The organism is Streptomyces sp. NPDC004647 (assembly GCF_040609575.1).
Lineage (GTDB): Bacteria > Actinomycetota > Actinomycetes > Streptomycetales > Streptomycetaceae > Streptomyces.
Genome location: NZ_JBEXKU010000001.1, coordinates 208,263 through 232,705, shown reverse-complemented (window position 1 = coordinate 232,705; position 24,443 = coordinate 208,263). Strand labels below are relative to the sequence as shown.

The window sequence follows — 24,443 nt, the reverse complement described above, 5'->3', positions numbered from 1 at the left end:
CCGGGCGCAGCGGCGCTCGGCGTCGCTGTCGCCGCCCGGCCAGGCCTCCGCCTCGGCCAGGTGGTCCAGCGTCGTACGGGCCAGGTCGGCGAGGGCCTGCTGCCCGGCGGGGGAGAAGTCCGGGAGCCGGCTCGAACTCTCGGCAACGCCCAGGTTGGTGCCGGTGATCGGGTCGAGGTCGATGAGCGCGTCTACGTAGGCGTCGGCGACCTGGCGGGGGAGCGGGCTGCTGATGTGGGCGGACATGCGCTCAACCTCATACGGGACAGGCCGCATCTGTTCGCGGCTTCCGGTGTTTAAGCGGGCGTGCTGATGCGCCTGGTTCCGCTCGCGGTCAACGACGGAACCGGACTACCACGTGATGGGTAGTTCGTGGACTCCGTAGCTGAGCGTGTTCAGCTTGAAGGAGACTTCCTCCAGCGGAACGGCGATCTTCAGGTTCGGCAGCCGCCGGAACAGCAATGGCAGCGCGATCTGCAGTTCGGCGCGGGCCAAGGGCTTTCCCAGGCAGACGTGGATGCCGTGACCGAAGGCAACGTGCCGGCGGGCGTTGCCACGGCGAAGATCGAGGTGGTCGGGGTCGGTGAAGACTTCCGGGTCACGGTTGGCTACTGCCAGGGGGATGATAACGCCCTCTCCAGCACGGATGGTGACACCGCCGATGGTCACGTCCTCCAGGGCGTAACGCCGCTGGCCAGCATGGAAGATGCTGAGATAGCGGAGCAGTTCGTCGACCGAGTTTGACTTCTTGTCCGACCTGGCGAGGAGTCGCGGTATCTGACTGGGGTTTTGCAGCAGTGCGATAACGCTCAGTGCGATCATGCTCGCGGTGGTCTCGTATCCCGTGAACAGAATCAGGCAGGCCAAGTCCGCTGCGTCCTTCGCGGTGAGGGTGCGGGTATCGACCTGTGCGCCGAGGCGGGTCACCGTATCGTCACCGGGACGCTGCCGTTTGGCCGCGAGCAGCTCCAAGAAGTAATGGTGAAGCGTCTCGAGTGCAAAGGCGAGCTGGTCCGGGGTCGATCCGAGTTCGATGAAGGTGTTCGACTGCGCCTGCATGAAGGCCTGGTCCTCGTATGGCACCCCGAGGAACTCGAAAATCACACGTGAGGGGAGCGGCAGGGCGAAGTGCTCCACGAGGTCGACCGGAGCCTTGTCCTCCAGCCTGGTCATCTCGTCAATCAGGTCAGTGGCGATACGGGTGATGGATGGGCGTAGCGCCTTGATTGGCTTGTCCATGAACTCGGCGGTCACCGCATGCCGCATCCTGGTGTGCACGGGCGGGTCGTGGTGTTGGAGGAAGCCGTTCGGGGCCAGTGGGACACCGTCGCGGATTCTGGGGAATCCGGGGTGTGAGACGTCGGCGCTGAAGGCCCGGCTGGCGAGGACTGCGCGGGCGTCTTCCCAGCGCGTGACCAGCCACGCGCTCAGCTTTCCGTCCCAGATGGTAACGCGGGTGATGGGACTCGCGGCACGGAAGTGGAGGTATTCAGGCGGCGGGTCGAGGGGGGCGGTCCTGAGCCGGGCAAGGGGGAGTTCGGGGACTGGAGCAGGCATGAGACTTCTTTCCGTAGCGGGCAGCTTTGGTGGGGCTCAACCGGCGCTTGCCCCCGGGGACCGGGCCGCCTCGCGCCACTCGCCCCGCCCGGGGCGGGGAGGCGCCTGGAGTGGCCATCTGACGCAGCGCACGCACGTTGCACGCTGCGCGGCAGCGAGTGTGAAAGGGACAGCGGGGGCGGTCTCGCGAAGTCGACGGCGGTCACGGCCTGGTCGCCACCGTCCCTGGCGGGGTGAGCTCGAGACTGACCCGCCGGTCGGCGACGGTGAGGAATTCGCCGGTTAGCCCAAGGCGGGGCCCGCGGTTCATGTCGCGGTGGTCGACCCGCAGGGCGCCTTTGACGTTCGGCGGCAACGAGCACCTGTGACGTCGCGCGAGGAGGTCCTGTCCACGCGACCTCTTATCGCACCGTCTGGTGTCGAATACTGGTACGGGCCCACGCCGGTGACATCGGCGTGGGCCCGTACCCTGTGGGGGCGTTCCGGCCTCGCGGCCGGTTCAGGCCGTTGCTGTCAGGCGATGAGTTTCAGCTGGGCCGGGGTGTAGCGGCCCTCCCTGATCTCCTCGCGCTGGAGCGCGTAAGCCCCCTCCGCGTGCTCCACCCTCGCAGGCGTCGCCGCCACGATGTCGGCGATCTGGGCCGGGGTGAATTCCTCGTTGGTGATCACGTCGACGATGGGAAACGGCAGCCGGTCGGCCCACATGCGCGCCTTCTCCAGGGCCTTGCCGTCCTTGTTCGGCAGCTCGATCACGATGTAGCCGCGACGCCGCTCGCCGACCTCGGTCACGGGGCCGTCCGCCAGCGGAGCCTGCTGACCGCGGACCACCGTGAAATTGCGGCTGGCGTGGATGTTGATGCCGGTGATCACCGGCACCCCGGCCTCGTAGAGGTCCGCCACGAACTGGCCGACCGCGAGCTCGTCCGCCACCCGCTCCTCGTCGGAGGGGTTGGCCTTGCCGGACCACATCAGCATGACATCCAGCACATCGCCGGCAGTCCTACCACACATAACCTACCTCTTCTCTTTGTTTTCGCTTTGGGACCCGGTCAGGAATACAGCCGTATGCGAGCCGAACGCGCCGTGTCATTTGGGGTTTGGCCAGAATTCCGGCCACTCCCCCCGCCGTGGCCGGAAGCCCGATTGGTGAGCGAGCGTACGATCAGTCCGGGGCACTGACGCCGACGCCCGAGGCCTTGTGCGCGTTCGGTAAAACAGCCTGCGGAAAACGTAAAACCTGACTACCTACAGGAGTTCTCTGACTACGCCTATCGGCGAAGTCAGAAGGGTCAGGCCACCTGGAGAATCCCGTCAAAGAAGCAATGAACGGAAGGGATCCCGGGCTCAATTGAGCTCTTTCAGCGTTGCCGCTCCAGGGTGAGGACGGCTGCGGCGATTGACGACTCCGTTGCCTTGACGTGAGCGTCAAGGTCTAGCGTGCTATGCATGCGCATCGGCGAACTGGCGGAGCGAGCCGGGGTCAGTACCCGGACGTTGCGGTACTACGAGTCGCGCGGGCTGCTCCCCGCGTGCCGGGCGGTCAACGGGTACCGCGCGTACGGGGACGACGACTTGCTGCTCGTGCAGCAGATTCGGACTCTGCAGGACTTCGGGTTCGGCCTCGAGGACACCCGGCCGTTCGTGGAGTGCCTGCGAGCGGGACATCCGGCCGGGGACTCCTGCCCGGCCTCGCTCGAGACGTACCGCAGGAAGCTCGCCGAACTTGACGCAGTGATCGGCGACTTGCTCGCGGTGCGGGACCAGGTGAGTTCCCAGCTCTTGCGTGCCGAAGCGGAACAGGCGGGCGGCCCCGAGCCGCGGTGCGAACTGAGGGGATGACAATGATCAAAACGGTAGGCGTGGACGAGGTGACGGACTCGGACTTCGCGGAGGTGGTGCTGAAGTCCGGTCTTCCGGTGTTGGTGAAGTTCACCGCGGACTGGTGCGGTCCGTGCCGCCAGCTCGGCCCGGTGCTCACTGCGATCGCCGCTGAGGAAGGCGACCGGCTGAAGGTTGTACAGATCGACGTGGACACCAGCCCTGAAACAACCATCGCCTACGGCGTGCTCGCGACGCCCACACTCATCGTCTTCCGCGACGGTGAGCCGGTGAAGTCCATGACCGGGGCCAGGCCCAAGCGCCGTCTGCTCCAGGAACTCACAGACGTGCTGTGATTGGTCACTGAGCTTTTCAGCGTTACCGCTCCAGGGTGAGGACAGCTGCGGCGATTGACGACATTCGGTTCGGCTGCACCGGGCTTTGCGGAAGACCCGCCAGGACTTCAAGCGGGCCGTGCCCCGCTCCACCGGTGCTCGTGCCCGGGAGAGCGCGCGGTTGGTCGTTCGCTGGGTCGGTGACAGGTCGCGGCCGGGTGTGCGTCGCAGGGGTGTGGTCACCCATGGTCCGGCGCCCATGTAGGCACGGTCGGCGAGGACGGGGATGCCCTGGCGCTCGCAGATCCGGATGATTCGGTGGGTGCGGGCCGCGGTCAGGTCGTGGGCCCGGCCGGGCAGTGCGGGCGAGATCCACAGCAGCCGCCCGGCCGGGTCAGTCACCACCTGCACGTTCACTCCGTGCCGGCGGTGTTTGTGGGAGTAGTCGGCCCGACTGTCGCCGACCCGGTCGCACTCCACGAGCGTGCCGTCGAGCAGGACGTGGCCGGGACCAGACTCACGCAAGGAGCGCAGCAGGCCGGGTGCGCGGTCGCCGAGCAGGTCGACGACGGCTGTCGTGTAGGCGTGTGCGGTGCCGCGACGGAGTGGCCGAAGCCGGCCGCGATCTGCACGAGGGTGGTGTGCTGGCGGAGGTAGACCAGTGCGACCAGGGCACGCTGGTGCGGTGGGAGATTGCAGCGGCGGCCACCCTCGCGGGTGACGATGAGCATGGTGACCCACTCGACCAGGGCGTGAGGCAGGTCGAGTGCGGCAGGATCAGGGAACCAACGAGGCTCCTGCGCCGGTGGGTTGAGACTTCGAACACCTCACCCAGCGGCACAGGAGCCCCGTGCGTTGCGGACACCGACGCAATCACCCGATCAGTGGGCACCCTGAAAAGGCTCATTGAAGGGTTGGAAACTGCTCTCGGATAGGTGTCCACGAGTGTCCTTTAGATGTCACGAGTGCTGTATGATCTTGTGCATGAACCTGACGGAATGGGCGCGCGCACAGGGGATCGCCCCGCGTACTGCGTACCGCTGGTTCCGCGAGGGCACGTTGCCGGTCCCTGCGGAGCGAGTGGGGCCGCGCACGATCCTGGTCAACATCGACGCGAACACCTCACCATCCGTGACCGGAGGTGTGGGTTTGTACGCCCGTGTCTCCTCCCAGGATCAGAAGGCCGACCTGGAGCGGCAGACCGCTCGTTTGTCGGCGTGGGCAGCCAAGGCCGGACACAAGGTCGTCCGCGTCGAGTCTGAGATCGCATCCGGCATGAACGGCGCCCGCACCAAGGCCCGTCGCCTGCTGGCCGACCCGGCGGTGACCACGCTGGTGGTGGAGCACAAAGACCGCCTCGGGCGCATGAATGTCGAACTCATCGAAGCCACCCTGTCCGCGACCGGCCGTCGCCTGGTCGTCCTCGATGACGGTGAGGTCGAAGACGACCTGGTCCGCGACATGGTGGAGGTCCTGACCTCGTTCTGTGCCGGTCTGTACGGGCGCCGCTCAGCGAAGAACCGGGCGAAGAAAGCCCTTGAGGCGGCGGCTGCCGATGGCTGACAAGAACAAGCAGCTCCGCACCATCGACGCACCGTTCGCCGCCCTCGGTCCGTCCGGTGTGGCGATACGCGACCGGCTCAAGCACCTCACGACCGAGGACGAGAAGGTGTTGCGCCTGGTCGGCGAGCATCAGGGCCGCTTGGCCTCGGCTGATCTCAAGGCCCGCTGCGAGGCCGGGCACGACCACGACAACGACGCGTGGGCGGCCCGCAAACGGGAGCTGACCGAGCGGTCTTCCTCCCGGATCGCGGGGACGATCACGAAGGCCACCCACGACCAGCACGGCCTGGCCCGCCGCTGCCTCATGGCGCACATCCAGAACCTTGAGGCCGGTATCCGCACGCTGATGCACCGCCTGTCGCTCCCCATTGGGGAGAAGGGCAGCAAGCGGGCGCCGGGCGGCTACCGGTCGAAGGGCGAGTGGTTCCAAAAGTCGCGTCGGCTGGCCACCCTGGAACACCGGCTCGAAGCCGCCCGCCACGACTGGCAGACCGGCCGTGTGCGTGTGGTGCGGGGCGGTCGGCGGCTGCTCAGGAACCGTCACAACCTAAAAGCCGCGCAGCTCACCGAGGCCCAATGGCGCCAGCGTTGGGAAGCCGAGCGCTGGTTCCTCGCCGCCGACGGCGAGTCGGGGAAGCGGTTCGGCAATGAGACGATCCGCGTCACGCCGGACGGCGAGGTCAGCATCAAGCTGCCCGCACCGCTCGCGCACCACGCGAACGCGGAGCACGGCCGGTACGTGCTGGCCTCCAAGGTGCAGTTCCAGCACCGGGGCGACGAGTGGCGCGACCGCATAGAGCAGAACCGGGCCGTCGCCTACCGCATCCGCCTCGATGTGGCCCGTGGCCGCTGGTATCTCACCGCGTCGTGGACCCGGCCCACGGTGAAGACCGTTCCGCTGGAAACCGCCCGCGCAGGCGGCATGGTCGGTGTCGATACGAACGCGGACCACTTCGCCGCCTACCGCCTCGACCGGCACGGCAACCCCGTCGGCGACCCCAAACGGTTCTGCTACGACCTGTCCGGGCCGGCCGACCACCGCGACGCCCAGATCCGCCACGCGCTCACCCGGCTGCTGCACTGGACGAAGCAGTGCGGGGCTGAGGCGATCGGTATCGAGAACCTGGACTTCGCTGCCGAGACGACCCGCGAGAAGCACGGCCGACGCAAACGGTTCCGGCAACTCATCTCCGGCATGCCGACCGGCAAGCTCAAGGCCCGCATCGTGTCCATGGCTGCCGAGCAGGGACTGTCGATCGTCGCGGTCGATCCGGCGTACACCTCCATGTGGGGCGATCAGCACTGGCGTAAGCCCCTGACCAGCAAGACCCGTCAAATGACTCGCCACGACGCGGCCTCGGTCGCGATCGGCAGGCGCGCCCTCGGGCACCCGATCCGGCGACGGACGGCACCGCCCCACGACGACCAGAGTGATCGTCGTGGGCATCGGACCGTCCAGGCCGACCGTGGTGTCCCAGGGCGTGAGGAACCCCGCCCACCCGTCACGGAGCGTGCACACGATGCACGTCGCCGGACGGGGACAAAGAGAACACGGGGAACCAGCGCATCCAACACCGTTCGGGATGCGTGCAGTTCCGGGACGTGGGTCCAAGACCCACTCCTGGACACTGTTTAGGAACGGTATGGAGAAGAGCCTCAGACGTCGACGCCTCCCAGATGGCAGGCTGGCTTCCGCAGCGCCGACGACTTCGACCGCACCGTGGCCGTCCGCCGTCAAGTGGCTGATGTGCTCGCAGGGCGTCGCCTTCCTCAAGGTCCCGAGGGCCTCGGCGTCGGCTGCACCGGCATGTCCAAGACCGGGGCGACAAAGCTGATCTCTTGCCTCCTGGAGATACAGCAGGAGCTGACCGCCGACGCCAACCCGGACGCCTCCGGAGCAAGACGGTGGAAGGCGACTGATCGCCCGGTCAGCTTGTTCGTCTCGGCGAAGTGACCGTGGTACGGCCTCTAGCTGGCCGCCCGCGCCCACCTGGAGGGAGGAGATCGCGGTGAGGGTGTCGTCGGGCTCCAGGAAAATGCCGCATGCGCCGCGGGGTACCGTCCTCGACGTCGAGATCGACGACGGCGAGCTTCCCAACCCGCACCTGGTACTCACCGTGCAAGGCAGCCCTCCCTCGCTACCGGCCCCTGCGACGGGCCGCAGGAGACCAACCGTACGTCCGACCGACCCGCCACCCTGGCCGTGGACCCTTGCCAGTCATGGCGCTGCCACCACACCCAGCAGGTCCTCAGCCCATGAGGCGTCGTAGTCCTCCAGATGCGGAAGGCCGCCGTGGTCCGGGTCGCCGGTCCAGCGGGCGGTTACGCCGGGATTGTGGGCGGCGTAGCCGCCGGAGGCGAACAGTTGCGGGCTGCCCTGGATTTCCGGCCCCTGGGCGGTGCGCCACTGCTCGTACACCTCGGCCCGCCCCGTGCCGCGCTCCATCGCCCCGGCCAGTGCCGCGGCGTCCACGTGCGCGCAGTCAGCGGCGATGTCGAGGATCTCCGAGGGGATGCTGATGCACCGGCTCTCGGCATAGAAGGCACGGCGCAGCGCCGTATCCAGCTCGTCGCTGCCGCGGAGGCCGCCGATGGCCGGGTCCTTCGCGGCCTGGACGGCCTCCATCGCGGGCAGCATGGTCGAGGGGTAGTCCGACTCCCGCCCCGACCAGAGGCGCCATCCCAGCTCGGGGCGGCGTGCGGCGATCACGATGACCTCGGGCTCCACGATGAACTTGGGCGTGGGCTGGCTGTTGAACAGCTCCAGCGGGAACGCCCGGTGGTCGATCAGGATCTCCTGCTCGCGCTCGCGCGCCGCGCCGCGGAGGGTGTGCAGGACCAGGCTCGCCCAGGGGCAGCCTATGTCGGACCAGACGGTGACGGACCCTGGTTCCCTGGTGTCGCTCATGCCGAATTCCCCTCGATTTCGGTTCAGTTCCGTCCCGGACGGGACGTGCCTCTCCTGGAGAGGAACGCGAGATGCAGGCTTTCGCGCACCGCGGGAAGTCCCGCATCCCTGGGTATTCCGCCGCCACATCCCGGCGCGCAACCGCCTCAGCGGTGCTGCCCCGCGGCCGAACGGCCGGAGCAACATGGAAGAGTAGTCACGGCAGCCAGGCGTCAACTATGCCGACGACCTGGAGAAACGACAACGCCCCGAGGGCGCGCCAGGCGTGGCCACCAGGCCGCCCCGCCTTGGAGCGTCGCGCACCGGCGGGCCTTCGGGCGTGCCACAGGCGGTCAGAAGTCAACCGGTCTCACCGCTACCCGGGCGAACACCGCCTGCTTGCCCTCAGCGCTCGCGTATCCGAACGGCCACCTGCTCCATCGCTACCGGGACATCGTGAATTTCGATGTGCTGCCCCTCACTCGGGCTCGGCCCCCGGGGTGGTCGGCCCACCACACCGCGCACACTTCACACAGTGAGTCATCGATCAACTACCTGATGTAAATCAGAATCGCAATCATCAGACGGCATGGCGACGACGTGCGGCATCCGGACACCGAGGGCATGGCATGTCCGGACGGGCCGTCGAAGCAGGGTCTGCACCGTGCGCCGTCGCGGCGTCGGAGTGCTTCCATGAAATGGGAGAAACAAGCATGATACGGAACAATCCGAGATGGCGGGCGCATCCTCGTCGGCGCCTTAGATGCCGCCATGGACGCACAGAAGGTGGATGCGATGGGGAACCCAACCCAGCCGGGCGCGTCTGGACCCAGGGGACCGCTGCAGGCACGGCGCGACGAGGCCATGGCCGCGGCACTGCGGCAGTTGCACACCCACCTGCAGGCGAGCACGAGCACCATCTACCTCCTGACCGGCGACGGGCAGGCCCTGGCCGCTGGGATGTCCGTGGACGGCCCCCTGGCCTTCACCGTGATCCCAGAAATGCCCTCGGATGATCTCTGGCATGCCTCGTCGCGAGCGCACCACACCAGGAGGCTGGTAGTCCTGCGCGACACGGACATACCAGAGCTGGTCCACAAGCATCCGGAACTGGTCGTGCACACACCGTGGCCCATGCTCGTGGTCTCAGCTCCGCTCCAAACCCCCGACCGCAGCTTCGGCGCCGTGACCTTGCGCTGGACGCCTCCGCGTCCGATCAACGACCAGGCCCTGGACTTCCTGACCGAGGTGTCTAAGGAGCTGGCCCATGACCTGGAGTCGCTCGCCGCGCAGGGCATCTCGATGGAGGCGCCCTTCGTGCCGCTCTTCATCCCGGCGTACGACGCGCCCCAGGCCCCGGCCTCGGAGCCGCTGACGGAGCCACTGGACAACCAGAGAAACACGATCGACTCTCCGGCCCCTGGCAGCACCCTCCTCTACCAGCTGCTCGACCTCGCGTCCGACCTGACCACGGCGAAGACCCCGCGCGACGTCGTCGCAGCCGCGTGGACCAAGGTGGCACGCCCCCTCGGCGGGACAGCGGTGATGCTCTGCCTGGCCGAGAACGCCCGGCTACGCGTCGTGGGATCGGCCGGCGTCCCCAAGGACTCCGTGCGCCGCGTGGACGGCATTCCGCTCTCCGCGCGCACGCCGGAGACCGATACCGTGACCAAGATCGAGCCCATCTTCTTTGCCACGGCCCAGGAGTTGCACGCCGCCTATCCCGGCGTCGAATGGGCCGAAGAGCGCGCTTGGTCCTTCCTGCCGCTGATCGCGAACGGGCGGGCGTTGGGGTGTTGCGTCCTGGCCTTCGACCCAGATCACCGGCTGGGATTCGAAGCACGCACCCTTCTGATGATCATGCTGGGCCAGGTAGGGCAGTCGCTCGAGCGGGCCCGCGCGTACGAGGTCCAGCAGACGCTGGCACAGGGCCTGCAGCAGGGACTGCTGCCTCGGACTCTCCCGCACCTGGCCGAGATCGACATCACCGCCCGTTATATACCGGCTAACGAGGGCGCCGACGTGGGAGGCGACTGGTACGACGTGATCCCCCTGCCCGACGGGGGCATCGGCTTCGTCATCGGTGACGTCGAGGGACACAGTCTCGAGGCGGCAGGAGTCATGGGACAGATACGCACCGCCGTGCGCTCCTACGCAGCCGAGGGACACGATCCCGCCACCGTGCTGACCCGCAGCAACCGCCTGATAGCCGAGCTGGACACCCACCTCTTCGCCACGTGCTGCTGCCTCTGGCTGGACCTGGACGCCGGCGCCGCCCTGGTAGCCACCGCTGGTCACCACCCTCCCGTGATCAGCGACCGGGCCGGTCAGGTCACCGTCCCCCCGCTGCCCGTCGGCCCCCCTCTGGGCATCGATCCCCAAATCGTCTACCTCCAGACGGAGATCGAACCACCGGTAGGCGGCATCATTGCCCTCTTCACCGACGGGCTATTCGACACCCGACGCACCGGGGCCGTCGCCGACATCGAGAGACTGTCCCGCTGCCTGGCCGACGGCCACGCGCAGAATCTGGAGACCATCGCCGACCAACTCATCGATGATTCCCCCGCGGAGGCACCACGCCAGGACGATGCAGCGCTGCTGCTCCTGCGCTACGAGGGAGCACAGGACCGAGCGCATCAGCGCGTCGCCCGCATCTTCGTGCAGCGCCACGGGCTCCAACAGGTCAGCGAGGTCCGGCGCTTTCTGCACAGCAAGCTTCGCGACTGGCAGCTCCTGCCCCTCCTTGATGAAGTGGAGCTTCTCGCCTCAGAGGTGGTGACCAACGCGTTGATCCACGCCCACAGCGAGGTTGACGTCAGAGTCCGGGAGTATCGCGACCGCCTTCGCGTAGAGGTACGGGACAGCGACCCGCACCCGCCCGTACCCGTCGTTTTCGTCGGCCCGGACCAACCGGGGAACCAGGAGGCCGAGTCTGGGCGAGGGCTCCTCATCGTCGAGGCCGTGGCCTCGACCTGGGGAAGCTCGCCGAGCGGTCGCGGGAAGACGACGTGGTTCGAACTCGACATCCCATCGGCGCCTTGACTCCTCCGCCTTCGGAAGATTCCATGAGCCTTTTTCAGTGGTCGGCGAGTGCCGAAACCGCGTGGAGCCGACCAGAAGACCCGCACCACCCGCCCCAGCCACAAGGCCAGGGCGGGGCGGGCAGGTGGCGCAAAACCAACCCACAGTCGGAAGGAAGCGCGAGACCTTCATCAGGACACCCCGACCCAACTCGGTCTGTGGTGACACCGTTAAGGGCCTTCCATGTGGAAACGCACGGATTGCTGAGACATGACTATGCCCTCGCAACGGTTGGGTAATCGGTGTAGCCGCGATGGTCCCCGCCGTACCACGTGTCCCGGTCGTCGGTGTTGTAGGGGCCGCCGGCCCGGATCCGGGGGAGCAGGTCGGGGTTGGCGAGCCACATCTTCGCCAGGCTCACTGCGTCGGCTATCCCCGCTTGGAGCACGGCCCGGGCGGACTCGGGCGTCAGGGTTTCCTCGGGGGTCTGGTGTGGGTTGAGGATCAAGGTTCCCGGCCACGCGGCCCGGATCTGACGCGTGAGGTCCCGATTGCCGAACTCGACGACATGCAGGTAGCCCAGGCCGTAGGGAGCCAAGGCGTGGACCAGCGCCGTGTAAAGGTCGGCAGAATCGCTCTCCTGGATGCCGTTGTTCCCGTTGGTCGGTGAGATCCGCAGCCCCACCCTCTCCGCGCCGATTGCATCGGCGACCGCCCGCGAGACCTCGACGGCGAAGCGGATCCGGTTGGAGATGGAACCGCCGTACGGGTCGGTGCGCTGGTTGGAGTTGTCGGACAGGAACTGGTGAATGAGGTAGCCGAAGGCGCCGTGCAGTTCCACCCCGTCGAAGCCGGCATCGATGGCATTCCTGGCGGCGAGCACGTGGTCGTCGATCGTCCGAGCGATGTCGTCGAGGGTCATGGCGCGCGGAGTCGGGTGATCGAGCATCGTGGTGCCGTTGAACATTTGCTCGCCGGAGGGGATCTCGGAGGGGGCCTCGGGGAGCCTGCGGTCCGGGTAGAGAGTGGGGTGGCCGACCCGGCCGCAGTGCATCAGCTGGGCGAAGATCCGGCCGCCCCGGCCATGGACGGCATCGGTCACCTGGCGCCATGCCTCGACCTGCTCCGGTGAGTGCAGACCCGGCGTATTGACGTAGCCCTGGCCGACGATGCTGGGCTGGGTGCCCTCGGCGATGATCAGGCCCGCGTCGGCCCGCTGCGCGTAGTACTCGGCCGTCAGAGCGTTGACGAGCCCCTCGTTCTCAGACGCGCGAGCGCGCGTCATCGGCGCCATGATCAGACGGTTGGGCAGCTCGAGCTTCCCCACGGTCAGTGGCTGGAACAGTTCCTCCACGACATCCTCCCAATCAGGTGAATCAGCTGGTCAAGAGGCTATGCGGCGGCCCGGATGGTGCGGATCCGTAAGGCTTCGGAATTCATTACGTAAGGTTTATGGTTCACCTACCGCAGAGGGAGTACCGAGAGCGGAAGGGGCGACCTCATGCTCCACGGACAGGCAGAAGAGCAAACCCGCCTCACGCAGCTGCTGACCAGCACGAGGGCCGGGCGCGGCGGCGCGCTGGTGCTCCGAGGAGAGATGGGCATCGGCCGGTCCGCGCTCCTGGACTGGCTCGCGGAGTCAGCGCCGTCCCTGGGGGTGCGCGTGCTGCGGGTGACGGGGTTCCAGGCCGAGGAGGGGTTGGCGCACGCAGGCCTGATCCAGTTGCTGTGCCCCATTCAAGAGCGGGTGAGCGCGCTGCCGCCGCCGCAAGCCGCGGCGTTTCATGCCGCCCTGGACGGCTCTGCCTCGCCCCATCCCGACCGGTCTCTTACCGGCCTGGCGGTCCTGACCATCCTCGCCGATCTGGCCCGTGAGTCCCCCGTGGTGTGTCTGGTCGATGATGCCCAGTGGCTCGACCAGGCCACGGCCGACGCGCTGCTGTTCGCTGCACGGCGGGTCACCGATGAACCGGTGGCCATGGTGTTCACAGCACGCGACCAGGGATTCACCGCCGCCGGGCTTCCCGAACGGCACCTGGCACGGTTGCATCGCGATGACGCCGCGCAGCTGCTCGCCGAGCGCGGCCTTGGGCCCGCCGGGCGCGCTCGGGTGATCGAGGACGCGGCAGGCAACCCGCTTGCGCTGAACGCCTTTGTGGAGGCCACGTACGCCGACCTCATCCGGCGTGTGCCGCTGCCCGTGGCTGACCACATCCTCGCCCCGCTGCGGTCTCAGATCAGCGTATTGCCTGACCGCACCAAGCTGATGATGGTCATTGCAGCAGCAGCCGGAGACCAGACTTCTGCGGTGCTCGACGCCGCCCGACGCTTGGGCGTCGGCCTCGAGGACCTCGCACCGGCCGAGCAGGCCGGACTGCTCCACGTAACAGGCGGCCAGACCGTCGGCTTTCGGCACCCCCTGCTGGCCCCAGCCGCATATCACGGAGCGGTCCTGGCACGGCGGGTACGCGTCCACCAGTCCCTGGCCGACGCATCAGGCGATGCCGACCGCCGCGTCCAGCACCTGGCGGCTGCAGCCACCACACCAGACGACAACGTTGCCGCCATGCTCGTCCAGGCAGCCGACCGCGCCCGACGCACCTCCTGTTTCACCAAGGCCGCAACGCTGTTGGAGCAGGCTGCCCAGCTCGCGACGAAACCACGGGATCAGGCCCACTGGCTCGGAGAAGCGTCACGATCCGCCCTGTCCGCCGGCAACGCCGCCTGCGCAGCGGAACTGATAGAGCGGGCCGAGCACTCCAACACCGAATCCAACAACCCATCCACCTTCGCCCTTCTGCGTGCAACCGTCGATCTCGAACACGGCCATCCCCTGCACGCCGCCCGCCTGCTGACCGACCACGCCACGGCAGCTCCCCCGGCCCAGGCCGCCACCATGCTCCGCACCGCAGCCACCTATGCCTGGCTCTCCGGCGACCCGACGCTGACGGTCTTCGCCCACAAGGAGCTCCAGGAGATGGATCAACCCGATGACATAGTCCAGGGACTGGCCTACCTCGCCGAAGACGACTACACCCGCGGCCTGCCCTCGCTCGCCGCCTTCCTCGCAAAAACACCCTCCATGAGGTGCGCGGCCGAAGACACAGGCGAGCTCATGCGCATGCTCTACAGCGCCCTGATCCTCGGCGACGATGACGCCTCCCGACGCCTGGCCGAGGCGGAGGTCATGCGCCGCCGCCAGCACGGCCTGATCGGCGGAATGCCCGAGCTGCTCACGGCACTGGCTCACATCCACATGCTCAACGGCTCACACGGCGACGCCCGCGCCGCACTATCCGAAGCAGCTGACCTCGCGCCGAACGCCGCCACCCCTCCCTACCCCGTGCTGCTCGACCTCGCCCACATCCGAATCCCAGCCATCGAAGGCGATCAAGACCAGATCCGTCACCTCGCGCACTCACCCCGGTACACGGCTCACGCGGGCTACCACAGCGCCCTCGGACTACTCGAACTCGCCCACGGCGACTACAACGCCGCACTGCGCAACTTCGCCGCAACCCCTCCCGGCCCCTGGCGCCACACCGCCCTGCTCATCACCAGCGCCTCCGACGAAGTCGAAGCGGCCATCCGCCTTGAGCAAACCAGCCGTGCCCAGGAGTCACTGACCAGATTCACCACTTGGGCACAAGCCGCCGACCGACCTTGGGCCCACGCCGTCGCCCTGCGATGCCGAGCACTGGTCAGAGCACAATCCGGGGAGAACACCCTCGCGGAACAAGACTTCGTCCGCTCACTTGACGTGCACCCCATCGGCATTCGACCCTTCGAGCGGGCACGCACCGAACTCCTTTACGGCCAATGGCTACGCCGGGCGCGCCGACGCGCTGACGCACGCGAAATTCTTCGATCGGCACTCGATGTCTTCGAGCGGCTGTCCGCAGGCCCATGGGTGAAGCGAACCCTGGCCGAACTGCGGGCGGCCGGCGAGCCCGGCACGCTCCACCTTTCCGATTCAGACCTTGAAAACCGGCTGACTCCCCAAGAGCTCACAGTGGTGCGGCTGGCCGCGAAAGGACACACCAGCCGACAGATAGCTGACAAACTCTACCTAAGCCCCCGAACCGTCGAGAGTCACCTGTCCAGCGCCTACCCAAAACTCGGCGTCAGCTCCCGCAGGGAACTCGCCCAACTCAGCTCGAGCTGACCGACCGCGCTTGAGGCACAGCCACAGTTCGGTCCGCAGTGTCGGGCGGCCAGGGCGTGCGCAGCTCCCCGGTGGTCGGGTCGAGTGTGCCAGCGTCAGTTCCCAGGTCGTGGTGCACTCCACACAGCAGCTTCAGGTTGGCGAAGTTCGCAGCGCCTCGACGTCCTTGCCGTCCGTGTTCGTGGTGGGTGCTCCCCGGCTCTGCGCCGATGATGGTGCGCGTACCGTCAGGAAACCCTGTCGGCGCACAGATGCCGGACAGGCGATGGTGCGGTGCAAAGACGGGATCGTCGAGACCTTCGTTCCCGAAGCGGCTGCGCTGTCGTGGCCGTCTGCCCGAAGGGCCCGGACAACAGGAGCTTCCGCATACCGAATGTGGTAGCCCTGCTTGCCGAGTTCACGGTGAGCTGCGGCGCCACCCCCGTGCCGATGCGGTCACGGCTGCTCTCTACCCAGCGCTGCGAGTGCTCGGCGGGCGATTTCGCGGCCGATCGGGAGGGATCCGGTCGCCGCGGGGGACGGGGCGTTCAGGACGTGGATCACGTCGGGGGACTCCGTGGTGACGAAGTCATCGACCAGCGTCCCGTCCGGCAGCACCGCCTGGTCATAGCCCCCTGCAGAAGCAGCAACGTGCACCAGCTCACGTTCGGCGACATCAAGGCCGCCGCCGACCGCATCGCCGGACGCATCCGCCCCGTCACCCTCGCCCCAGTGGACCCAGGCGCGATTCGCACAGCCCACCGCGTCCACTTGGACGACCGCTCGAATAGCCGTGCGAGGTCTGGCTCGCGCTGGAGTTCATGCAGCACACCGGGCCGCGGCCAGCTCGTCGATCCGCGACAGCTGTGCGTTCGCGATGCCCGGCACCTGCGGGTAGTACGCCACGTCCAAGTCGAAGGCGTGCAGCAGCCCGAGGCACTGGCGCGAGAGTCGTCGTCCACGCCCGCGAGCGCCTCGTCCAGGGTGACCAGGCGCGGCGCGCGCGGGCCGGTCGCTGTGGTGTAGTGCGAGGAGGCCGCCGCGAAGAGTGGTACACACCGCGAGCACCCGCTCGCCGCCCGAGGCGGGTCCGGTCGCCGGAACCCACTGGCCGTGCTGGTGGCGCTGGATATCGAACTCCTGGCATGCGCGGTCGTCCAGGGCTGCGGTCAGATGCTCCCGTAGCTATCGGAGCTGTCGCCGGTTCTGCTGCTGGGCGATCTGGCCTGGAGGAGCTGCCCACCGCCGCCCGTTCTCCGGGCGGCCAGGCATCCGCCGACTGCCGCAGCCGCTCGCGCGCCTGCAAGACCAGTCGGCGCCTTGCGCGAGGGGGCCTCGGCCAGTTCGGGCACGGCCCGTGCGCACCACCCGGGCCCGGCGCCCGTCGGCGCCCCTGGTAGACGATGTCGACGACCCTGCCGTCCTGCCGACCGAGCTCGTGGCGGGGGACACCCAGGTGGCCCTATCGGACAGCCGTCGGCAGGCTCAGACCGACCACCCCAGCCTCATTGCACGCATGCAGGACGCCCCGCTGACAGCAGAGGTTGGGGCGGCGCTCCGCCGAGGCGCTGGGTACCGGTCTGTCAGCCGTCCGTGCCGCGCGGAGGGCCGGAGCGCTACCTTCCTTCTGCGGCTTCAAGGGAAGCAAGCAGCTTTCGGACCGCAGCGGCCACGTCTTCGGGGAGAACAGGTGCCGAGCTGCTGTGGTCAGTGGTAGGCGTGGACGACGGCGTGGCCCTTGCCGCGGCCGATCATCCACTTGTTGACCGGCGTCGTGATCACGAAGGCCACGGCGAAGCCGCCCAGCAGCGCCGTCCAGAACAGCGCGTCCGACAGGTGGGCGTCCATCGCCCCGGGCGTCAGGGCGATGATGCCGTTGTCGACGATCTCCATCACCGCGATCGAGACGGTGTCCGCGGCCAGCGCCACCTTGAGAGCGGACTTGAAGTCCAGCCCGGCCCTGCGGACCGCGAACAGGGTGAAGGAGTAGCCGAAGACGAACGCGAGGCTGATCGCCAGGACCATGGTGGCCACGTTGCCCCACAGCAGGGCGGTGCCGATGACCATGCCGAGAATCTCGCCAATGGCGCACCCGGTCAGGCAGTGCAGGGTGGCCTTCGCCGCGGTCGCCCATGTCGTACCGCCGCCGTGGGCGTGTCCGTGGTCCGCGTGGTGGGCATGCCCGGCGTGGTCGTGAGCGGACGTTTCGGTGTGGTGAGCGGTGTGGTCCATTACTGTTCGCCTCTTCCTCGCCTCGTCCGGTGTGGGTCCGGCGACTCACAACATTTACCCCCCCTGGGTATTAGCCAAGAGCTTTCACCGGGGCCACGGCATCTCGCTGTCTGACGCGCCACACCTCCTGGTCGGTTCGTTCGGCCTGGGAGCCCCTGGGGCATGAGACGACCTCCGTGGCGGTACGGGCCGCGTACGGATGTACGTCCAGGAGGGCGCGCCGGGGAGTTGTGCCGCTGTTCCATTCCGTTCTGGCGCTGCTGGCCCTGGGGGCGGCGATGGTGCTGTCGGTGTTCGAGCCGAGGGGCCTCACCCGCTACGGGTGGCGCAGGCGGGCGCGCAGGGCCTCTGCCCCGCCTCTCCGCTTGAGCGCGCCATGGGGAAGGCCCGCCGATGGGTATCGGCGGGCCCTCTTGTTTTTCCTGTTGGGTCAGTTGGGGGCGTGCTGACGCTGTGCGGCCCGGTCGTCGGCGGGGGCTTCGGTCGGCGGGCTCTGTGGCTTGCCTCGCATGAGGGCGAGGGTGGCCAGGGCGCCCGCGGTGGCGATGCCGGCGGCGGCGAGGAACGCGGCGCTGAACCCGTCGGTGAGGGCGGGCAGGTCACCGAGTGCGCCCGCCCCCTGGGAGGTGGCGAGGGCGGTCAGGGCGGCGAGGCCGAGGGCGGAGCCGACCTGGTAGGTGGTGTTGACGATTCCCGAGGCGAGACCGGCCTGTTCCTGCGGAGCGGCGGACATGGCCGCCATCAGGGTCGGGATGTAGGCGAGCGCCATACCCAGGGCTGCCACCAGCGAGGCGGGCAGGACGTCGATGACGAAGGATCCGGTCGGGCGGGCCGCCGACAGCCACACCAGGCCCGCGGCCAGGACCAGCAGACCCCCGGCGATGAGCGGCTTGGGGCCGAAGCGGCCGAGCAGGCGGGCGCTGGCGGTGGTCATGAAGACCATCAGCAGGCCGGTCATCGGCAGCAGGGCTGCTCCGGAGGCGAAGGCGCCGTAGCCCAGGACCTGCTGGAGGTAGAGGTTGAGGAAGTACCACATCGGGATCCAGGCCGCCCCCAGCAGTGCCATCGCCAGGTTGGAGACGCCGAGCCCCGGAGTGCGCCAGATGCCGAGCGGCATCAGCGGTGACTGCGCGGACCGCTGAATGAGGACGAACACGACCATGAACTGTGCGGCGGCGAGCACCCCGAGGGCCCACCAGCGACGCGGATTGACGGTTGGCATGACCGCTCCCAAAGACAGAATCCCCTCATACCCCTAGGGGGTATGACTTCGACTGCACGAAACGTTATACCCCTAGGGGGTATTCCTCAACGGGCAGTCATCCGGCCTCGCCTCGCCACCCGCGAAGAAGGCCGCTTACGATGCGGACCACGGCCAGGTGTTGCGAGCGGTGAAGCCCTTCGGGCTGCGCTCGTACCTGCTCCTCGTCCTCGCCGTACTTGCAGGGCTGGTGGCCATGCACGGCCTGGGGCCGGGTGCCGCCGTCCCGGTCGGCGCACACGCAGTGGCCACTTCCCACCACGCGCCGGCCGCCGGCCACGAGCAGGCGACCGCCTCCGGCGCCCCGTGCCAGAGCGGGTGCGTCCACGCCGACGACCCGGCCGGCAGCGGACGCGGCGGACACGCTCAGCACGCCGATGCGACCTGCGCCGCCGCCGGCACAGCCGGGGCCCCCGCCCTGCCCGCCCCGTCCTGCCCGGCAGCACCGACACCCAGGCGGTCCTCGCGTACGGGATCGTGCCCGACGCTGGCACCTGCGGACGGGCACCACCGTCACTGAGCGAACTGCAACTCCTGCGCATATAGGGCGGCCCCGGCATGCCCGGCCATCAGACGACCCCGCCCTACCTCCGCACGCCCGCAGACGCGCGTGCCCCACAGCAGGAGTTGCACCACCATGACCACCAAGAGTTCCCTGATCCGCCGCACCACCGCCGCGGCCGCCGCCACAACCGCCGCCCCCGTCCTCGCCGCCTGCGGCGCAAACGGCGACAGCGGCTCCGCCCACAACGGCCACAACACCGCCGCCTCGCCCTCCGCCAGCGCACCGGCCGTGCAGGGCGTCCACAACGCCGCCGACACCGCCTTCGCCCAGGGGATGATCCCCCACCACCGCCAGGCCATCGAGATGGCCGACCTCGCCGCGACCCGCGCCGAGTCCGCCGAGGTCAAGAAGCTGGCCGACGAGATCAAGAATGCCCAGGACCCGGAGATCAAGACCCTCTCCGGCTGGCTGACGTCCTGGGGCGAGCAGGTCCCGGCCGAGGGCGCAGGCCACGGCCGGCACGACATGTCCGGGATGATGACGGCCGAGGAGATGAAGCAGCTGGAATCCTCCTCGGGCAAGGCGTTCGACACCGCCTTCCTCCAGCTGATGGTCAAGCACCACGGAGGCGCCGTCGCCATGGCCAAGACCGAGCAGTCCGACGGCAAGTACCAGCCCGCCAAGGACATGGCCGCAGCGATCAACACCTCCCAGAGCGCCGAGATAGCCCGGATGAACACCCTCCTCGGCAAGAGCTGACCTGCATCAGCACACCCCGGTGCGGGCAACCGGCAACGGCTGCCCGCACCCCTGCCGACCAGCCTCTTCTCAAGCGTTTCGGACCTCACACATGACCATCCGCTTCCGGATACCCGCGCTCGCGGTCGTCGCGGCGGCCGGCGCCCTGCTGCTGACCGCCTGCTCGACCACCGACACCAAGCCCGCTGCGACCAACGCCGGCAACCCCGACCCAGGAACGGGGCACCTTCACGGTCTCGGCGTGGACCCCACCGACGGCACCCTCTACGCCGCCGGACACCTTGGCGTCTTCCGCCTGGGCCCCACCGGCGCCGTACGGATCGCCGACCGCTACCAGGACACGATGGGCGGCCACCCCTCCCCACCGACCCCACCGCGACCTCACCCCATCTGGGGCTGATCCGCAGCACCGACGCCGGACAGACCTGGACCACCGTCTCCGCCGGAGGCGAAGCCGACTTCCACTCCCTCCAGCAGGCCGGCCAGACCCTCTACGGCCTCGACAGCCAGACATCCCAGATCTGGGCCAGCAAGGACGCCGGCGCCACCTGGGAACGGCGCGCGAAGATCCCGGCCGGCGACCTCGCCGCCCACGTCGGCGCACCGCAAGAGGTGTGGGCGACCACCCGCGACGGACTGCTGCACAGCACCGACGGAGGTACGACCTTCCAGCCGGTCCCCGGCGCACCGGCCCTGGCCTCCGTGGAGCGGCCCGCCCCGAACCAGCTGATCGCCCTCGCCGCCGACGGCAAGGTCCTGTCCGGCAGCGACGGGAAATCCTGGACCGAGCACGGCCGCCTCCCCCAAGGCGCCCAGCCCGCCGTACTGACCGCGGCAACCCCCACCCATCTCCTGGCCGCCGACACCAACGACGCTGTCTACGAGTCCAAGGACGGCAGGCGCACATGGACCACCGTGCACCGGCCGGGCCACACGAACACAGGGCACTTCCCGGAGTCAGCTACGAAGCAGAACGGCCAGCAGCCGCCCTTTCGCGTCCTCTCCGCGTCCGGGTACGCGGCCAGCGCGCCGGGCCGCGAGGCGGGTGATGCGGCCTGCCCCGCAGCCGATGTCCAGCACCTGATCGGTTTCCGAGATGGCCGCAGCCTCCAGGAGGGGGCACGAGGCGGACTGCGCGGTGTGGCTGCGCAGCAGCTCCTGGCTGGTCACCGCCCTACGCAGCGGGGCCGCACGGCACTGACAGCCGCTTGAATCGGTCCGTTGCCGCCGCTCAGGAGCGGACCATGCGAGCGATCGCCTGGGACGCTTCCGCGATCTTGTCCTGGGCCTGGTCGCCGCCTTGCGCGATGGCACCGGCAACGCAGGACTGGAGGTGGTCATCCAGCATCGTCAGGGCGAAGGACTGCAGCGCCTTGGTGGTGGCGCTGACCTGGGTGAGGACGTCGATGCAGTAGGTGTCCTCCTCGACCAGGCGCTGCAAGCCCCGTACCTGGCCTTCGATGCGGCGCAGTCGTTTGAGGACGTCGTCCTTGTTGGCGGTGTAGCCGTGCACGGCGATCCCTTCCCTTCCACTGGTTACCCCGGGAGGGTATAGGTGTAACGACGGGGTGCGCTGATGTGTTCCGTCGGCGCCGGGCCGGATGTGTCGGCCCCGCCCGCCCGGACCGGCCGGACGGGGCCGTCTGCGGCGGGGCTCAGCTGCCTGCGCGGAAGGAGCGCAGGCGCAGGCTGTTTCCGACGACGAAGACCGAGGAGAGGGCCATGGCCGCTCCGGCGATCATCGGGTTGAGCAGGCCAGCAGCAGCCAGGGGGAGGGCGGCGACGTTGTAGCCGAAAGCCCAGAAGAGGTTGGACTTGATGGTGCCCAGCGTCTTGCGGGACAGGCGGATCGCGTCGGCCGCCGCCCGCAGGTCACCGCGTACGAGGGTCAGGTCGCCGGCTTCGATGGCCGCGTCGGTGCCGGTGCCCATCGCCAGGCCGAGGTCGGCCTGGGCAAGGGCAGCCGCGTCGTTGACCCCGTCGCCGACCATGGCGACCGAGCGGCCTTCGGCCTGGAGACGCTTGACGACGTCGACCTTGTCCTCAGGCATCACCTCGCCGATGACCTGCTCGATGCCGACCTCGGCGGCCACCGCGTCGGCAACGACCTGGTTGTCGCCGGTCAGCAGGAGCGGCGTGAGTCCCAGGGCCTTGAGGCGGGTGATGGCCTCGGCGCTGGTGTCCTTGACAGCGTCGGCGACCTCCAGGACCGCGCGGGCCTCGCCGTCCCAGGCCACCGCGATGACGGTCCGCCCGGCGGCCTCGGCCGCGGCCTTGGCCTCCTTCAGGGCGTCGGGCAGGGTGATGGCCCATTCGGCGAGCAGCTTCTCGCGGCCGACCAGGACGGCGTGGCCGTCGACGATGCCCTGGACGCCGAGTCCGGCGATGTTGGCGAAGTCTTCCGGGGTGGGCAGGGAGCCGACCTTGGCGGCGGCACCCTGGGCGACGGCCTGGGCGATGGGGTGCTCCGAGGCGTGCTCCAGCGCGCCCGCCAGGCGCAAGACCTCGGTCTCGCTCTCGCCGTCGGCGGTGTGGACGGCCAGGAGCGTCATTTTGCCGGTGGTGACGGTGCCGGTCTTGTCCAGGACGATGGTGTCGACCCTGCGGGTCGACTCCAGGACCTCGGGCCCCTTGATGAGGATGCCGAGCTGGGCGCCGCGTCCGGTGCCGACCATCAGCGCGGTGGGCGTGGCGAGGCCCAGGGCGCAGGGGCAGGCGATGATCAGTACGGCGACGGCGGCGGTGAAGGCGGCGGTCCAGCCCGCGCCGTTGCCCAGCCAGAAGCCGAGGGTGCCGAGCGCCAGGGCGATGACGACGGGGACGAACACGGCGGAGATCTTGTCGGCGAGGCGCTGGGCGGCGGCCTTGCCGTTCTGCGCGTCCTCGACCAGCTTCGCCATCCGGGCGAGTTGGGTGTCGGCGCCGACGCGGGTGGCTTCGACGACGAGGCGGCCGCCGGCGTTGAGGGTGGCGCCGGTGACCGTGTCACCGGCGCTCACCTCGACGGGTACGGATTCGCCCGTCAGCATCGAGGCGTCCACCGCGGAGAAACCCTCGATCACGATGCCGTCGGTGGCGATCTTCTCGCCCGGCCGCACCACAAAGCGGTCCCCCGCCCGCAGTTCGCCGGTCGGTATGCGCTCCTCACGGCCGCCGCGCAGGACGGTGACGTCCTTCGCGCCCAGCTCCAGCAGCGCCTTCAGGGCAGCGCCGGCCTTCCGCTTGGAGCGGGCCTCGAAGTAGCGGCCCGCCAGGATGAACGCCGTCACACCGGCGGCGGCCTCCAGGTAGATGTTCCCGGACCCGTCGCTGCGGGCGATGGAGAGCTCGAACGGGTGCCTCATCCCGGGCATGCCCGCGGTGCCGAAGAACAGCGCCCACAGCGACCACAGGAACGCCGCCGACGTGCCGAGAGAGATCAGGGTGTCCATGGTGGCGGCGCCGTGCCGGGCATTGGTGAAGGCGGCCTTGTGAAAGGGCCAGGCGGCGTAGGCGACCACGGGCGCGGCCAGGGTCAGGGAGAGCCACTGCCAGTAGTCGAACTGCAGGGCCGGGATCATCGCCATCGCGATGACCGGTACGGAAAGCAGCACCGCGGTGATCAACCGCTGGCGCAGCGGCCGCTGCCCGTCGTCGCCCGGCCTTGTGTCGCTCGCGCCGGAATCCGGCCGGGGCGGTTCGGGTTCGCGGGCGGTGTAGCCGGTGGCCTCGACCGTGCCGATCAGATCCGCGACCGAGACCGAGGCGTCGAAGGTGACCTTGGCCTTCTCGGTGGCGTAGTTGACCGTCGCGCTCACACCGTCCATGCGGTTGAGCTTCTTCTCGATCCGGGCCGCGCACGAGGCGCAGGTCATGCCGCCGATGGCGAGCTCGACCTCGGCGGCGCCGACGGTGGCGACGGTGGTGGTGGCAGTGTTCATGCGTGCTCCTGGTGGCGGCGGACGGCCGGGGCCCTGACGGCCCCGGCGGCCCGGAGAGAGAAAGAGGGGGAAGAGCGGGTCAGGCCGCGCGGCCGGTGACCTCGTAGCCGACGTCGTCCACGACGGCGGCGATCACCCGGTCGTCGAGATCGGCGGCGCTGACCACGGTGACCTGCCCGGAGGCGAGGTCCACCTCGACGCGGCTGACGCCGTCGACTGCGCCGACCGCCTTGGTGATCGTGTCCTTGCAGTGACCGCAGGTCATACCCGCCACCGCGTAGACGGTGCGGACCGCGCCTTCCACGGCCACCGACGCGGTGGAGCATGTGTTGTTCGGGGAGCAGCAGGACGAAGTCATGTGGTTCTCCAACCGTAGGCGGGACCTTGATACCCCCTGGGGGTATCTGCGGGTCAGGTATACCCCTACCCCGTATGAAA

General features: G+C 68.8%; 19 protein-coding genes and 5 pseudogenes. 10 read left to right on the top strand and 14 right to left on the bottom strand.

All coding sequences use genetic code 11. The features are described from left to right. From ABZW18_RS00850 to ABZW18_RS00840, 3 genes and pseudogenes are all read right to left on the bottom strand, one after another. Positions 1-246: pseudogene (locus ABZW18_RS00850) on the bottom strand (DUF885 domain-containing protein); the annotation flags it as partial. Between the two features lie 105 nt (positions 247-351). Next, positions 352-1,557, bottom strand: coding sequence for a cytochrome P450 (locus ABZW18_RS00845; protein ID WP_356180110.1), 1,206 nt, complete (start codon positions 1,555-1,557; stop codon positions 352-354). A 513-nt stretch (positions 1,558-2,070) separates the two neighbouring features. Next, positions 2,071-2,568 carry a hypothetical protein gene (locus ABZW18_RS00840; protein ID WP_356180107.1) on the bottom strand — a complete coding sequence of 166 codons (498 nt, stop codon included), beginning with the start codon at positions 2,566-2,568 and terminating at the stop codon, positions 2,071-2,073. Positions 2,569-3,003: 435 nt separating this feature from the next. On the opposite strand from ABZW18_RS00840, the gene ABZW18_RS00835 reads away from it, so the two are divergent. Both ABZW18_RS00835 and ABZW18_RS00830 read left to right on the top strand, forming a co-directional pair. Next, positions 3,004-3,396, top strand: coding sequence for a MerR family transcriptional regulator (locus tag ABZW18_RS00835; RefSeq protein ID WP_356180104.1), 393 nt, complete (start codon positions 3,004-3,006; stop codon positions 3,394-3,396). A 2-nt stretch (positions 3,397-3,398) separates the two neighbouring features. Next, positions 3,399-3,731 carry a thioredoxin domain-containing protein gene (locus tag ABZW18_RS00830; protein WP_356180102.1) on the top strand — a complete coding sequence of 111 codons (333 nt, stop codon included), beginning with the start codon at positions 3,399-3,401 and terminating at the stop codon, positions 3,729-3,731. Between the two features lie 22 nt (positions 3,732-3,753). Here the strand turns inward: ABZW18_RS00830 and ABZW18_RS00825 are convergent. Then, positions 3,754-4,441, bottom strand: a pseudogene (locus ABZW18_RS00825) (transposase family protein). A gap of 253 nt (positions 4,442-4,694) precedes the next feature. Between ABZW18_RS00825 and ABZW18_RS00820 the strand changes: the two are divergent. Together ABZW18_RS00820 and ABZW18_RS00815 are read left to right on the top strand one after the other, a co-directional pair. Beyond that, a complete protein-coding gene (locus tag ABZW18_RS00820; RefSeq protein WP_356180100.1) occupies positions 4,695-5,273 on the top strand; it encodes an IS607 family transposase in 579 nt (192 codons plus the stop codon). Next, positions 5,266-6,909 carry an IS200/IS605 family accessory protein TnpB-related protein gene (locus ABZW18_RS00815; RefSeq protein ID WP_356180097.1) on the top strand — a complete coding sequence of 548 codons (1,644 nt, stop codon included), beginning with the start codon at positions 5,266-5,268 and terminating at the stop codon, positions 6,907-6,909. The genes ABZW18_RS00820 and ABZW18_RS00815 overlap by 8 nt, the downstream gene beginning before the upstream one ends. Positions 6,910-7,272: 363 nt before the next feature. Here ABZW18_RS00815 and ABZW18_RS00810 read toward each other — a convergent pair. Both ABZW18_RS00810 and ABZW18_RS00805 read right to left on the bottom strand, forming a co-directional pair. Beyond that, positions 7,273-7,396: pseudogene (locus tag ABZW18_RS00810) on the bottom strand (lipoate--protein ligase family protein); the annotation flags it as partial. A 95-nt stretch (positions 7,397-7,491) separates the two neighbouring features. Then, entirely contained in the window at positions 7,492-8,181 is a 690-nt protein-coding gene (locus ABZW18_RS00805) for a DsbA family protein (RefSeq protein ID WP_356180094.1), read from the bottom strand. A gap of 774 nt (positions 8,182-8,955) precedes the next feature. Between ABZW18_RS00805 and ABZW18_RS00800 the strand changes: the two genes are divergently transcribed. Next, on the top strand, positions 8,956-11,205 hold the full coding sequence (locus tag ABZW18_RS00800) for a SpoIIE family protein phosphatase (protein WP_356180092.1): 2,250 nt from the start codon (positions 8,956-8,958) through the stop codon (positions 11,203-11,205). Between the two features lie 253 nt (positions 11,206-11,458). Here the strand turns inward: ABZW18_RS00800 and ABZW18_RS00795 are convergent, their stop codons facing one another. Then, complete coding sequence (locus tag ABZW18_RS00795) at positions 11,459-12,538, bottom strand: alkene reductase (protein WP_356180089.1); 1,080 nt, start codon at positions 12,536-12,538, stop codon at positions 11,459-11,461. A gap of 147 nt (positions 12,539-12,685) precedes the next feature. Between ABZW18_RS00795 and ABZW18_RS00790 the strand changes: the two genes are divergently transcribed. Beyond that, complete coding sequence (locus ABZW18_RS00790) at positions 12,686-15,349, top strand: AAA family ATPase (protein ID WP_356180087.1); 2,664 nt, start codon at positions 12,686-12,688, stop codon at positions 15,347-15,349. A gap of 435 nt (positions 15,350-15,784) precedes the next feature. Here ABZW18_RS00790 and ABZW18_RS00785 read toward each other — a convergent pair. The 4 genes and pseudogenes from ABZW18_RS00785 to ABZW18_RS00770 form a co-directional block, all read right to left on the bottom strand. Continuing rightward, positions 15,785-15,952 (bottom strand): annotated as a pseudogene (locus tag ABZW18_RS00785) (L-2-hydroxyglutarate oxidase); the annotation flags it as partial. Further along, on the bottom strand, positions 15,889-16,461 hold the full coding sequence (locus ABZW18_RS00780; RefSeq protein ID WP_356180124.1) for an SbcC/MukB-like Walker B domain-containing protein: 573 nt from the start codon (positions 16,459-16,461) through the stop codon (positions 15,889-15,891). The pseudogene ABZW18_RS00785 and the gene ABZW18_RS00780, both read right to left, overlap by 64 nt. A 574-nt stretch (positions 16,462-17,035) precedes the next feature. Then, positions 17,036-17,560 carry a DUF4396 domain-containing protein gene (locus tag ABZW18_RS00775; protein WP_356180086.1) on the bottom strand — a complete coding sequence of 175 codons (525 nt, stop codon included), beginning with the start codon at positions 17,558-17,560 and terminating at the stop codon, positions 17,036-17,038. A gap of 430 nt (positions 17,561-17,990) precedes the next feature. Beyond that, positions 17,991-18,734: pseudogene (locus ABZW18_RS00770) on the bottom strand (MFS transporter); the annotation flags it as partial. Between the two features lie 205 nt (positions 18,735-18,939). Here ABZW18_RS00770 and ABZW18_RS00765 point away from each other — a divergent pair. From ABZW18_RS00765 to ABZW18_RS00750, 4 genes are all read left to right on the top strand, one after another. Then, on the top strand, positions 18,940-19,341 hold the full coding sequence (locus tag ABZW18_RS00765; protein ID WP_356180083.1) for a DUF6153 family protein: 402 nt from the start codon (positions 18,940-18,942) through the stop codon (positions 19,339-19,341). Between the two features lie 117 nt (positions 19,342-19,458). Then, complete coding sequence (locus tag ABZW18_RS00760) at positions 19,459-20,085, top strand: DUF305 domain-containing protein (RefSeq protein ID WP_356180081.1); 627 nt, start codon at positions 19,459-19,461, stop codon at positions 20,083-20,085. A gap of 91 nt (positions 20,086-20,176) precedes the next feature. Continuing rightward, positions 20,177-20,485 (top strand): hypothetical protein, encoded by a 309-nt coding sequence (locus tag ABZW18_RS00755; protein ID WP_356180079.1) that lies wholly within the window; start codon positions 20,177-20,179, stop codon positions 20,483-20,485. Positions 20,486-20,697: 212 nt separating this feature from the next. Further along, entirely contained in the window at positions 20,698-21,297 is a 600-nt protein-coding gene (locus ABZW18_RS00750; RefSeq protein WP_356180127.1) for a hypothetical protein, read from the top strand. Between the two features lie 19 nt (positions 21,298-21,316). Here the strand turns inward: ABZW18_RS00750 and ABZW18_RS00745 are convergent, their stop codons facing one another. From ABZW18_RS00745 to ABZW18_RS00735, 3 genes are all read right to left on the bottom strand, one after another. Continuing rightward, the gene (locus tag ABZW18_RS00745) at positions 21,317-21,604 is read right to left on the bottom strand and encodes a metal-sensitive transcriptional regulator (protein WP_356180122.1); all 288 of its coding nucleotides are present in this window, start codon (positions 21,602-21,604) and stop codon (positions 21,317-21,319) included. Positions 21,605-21,740: 136 nt separating this feature from the next. Further along, positions 21,741-24,005 (bottom strand): heavy metal translocating P-type ATPase, encoded by a 2,265-nt coding sequence (locus tag ABZW18_RS00740; RefSeq protein ID WP_356180076.1) that lies wholly within the window; start codon positions 24,003-24,005, stop codon positions 21,741-21,743. A gap of 79 nt (positions 24,006-24,084) precedes the next feature. After that, positions 24,085-24,363 carry a cation transporter gene (locus ABZW18_RS00735; RefSeq protein WP_356180073.1) on the bottom strand — a complete coding sequence of 93 codons (279 nt, stop codon included), beginning with the start codon at positions 24,361-24,363 and terminating at the stop codon, positions 24,085-24,087. Positions 24,364-24,443 lie beyond the last annotated feature (80 nt).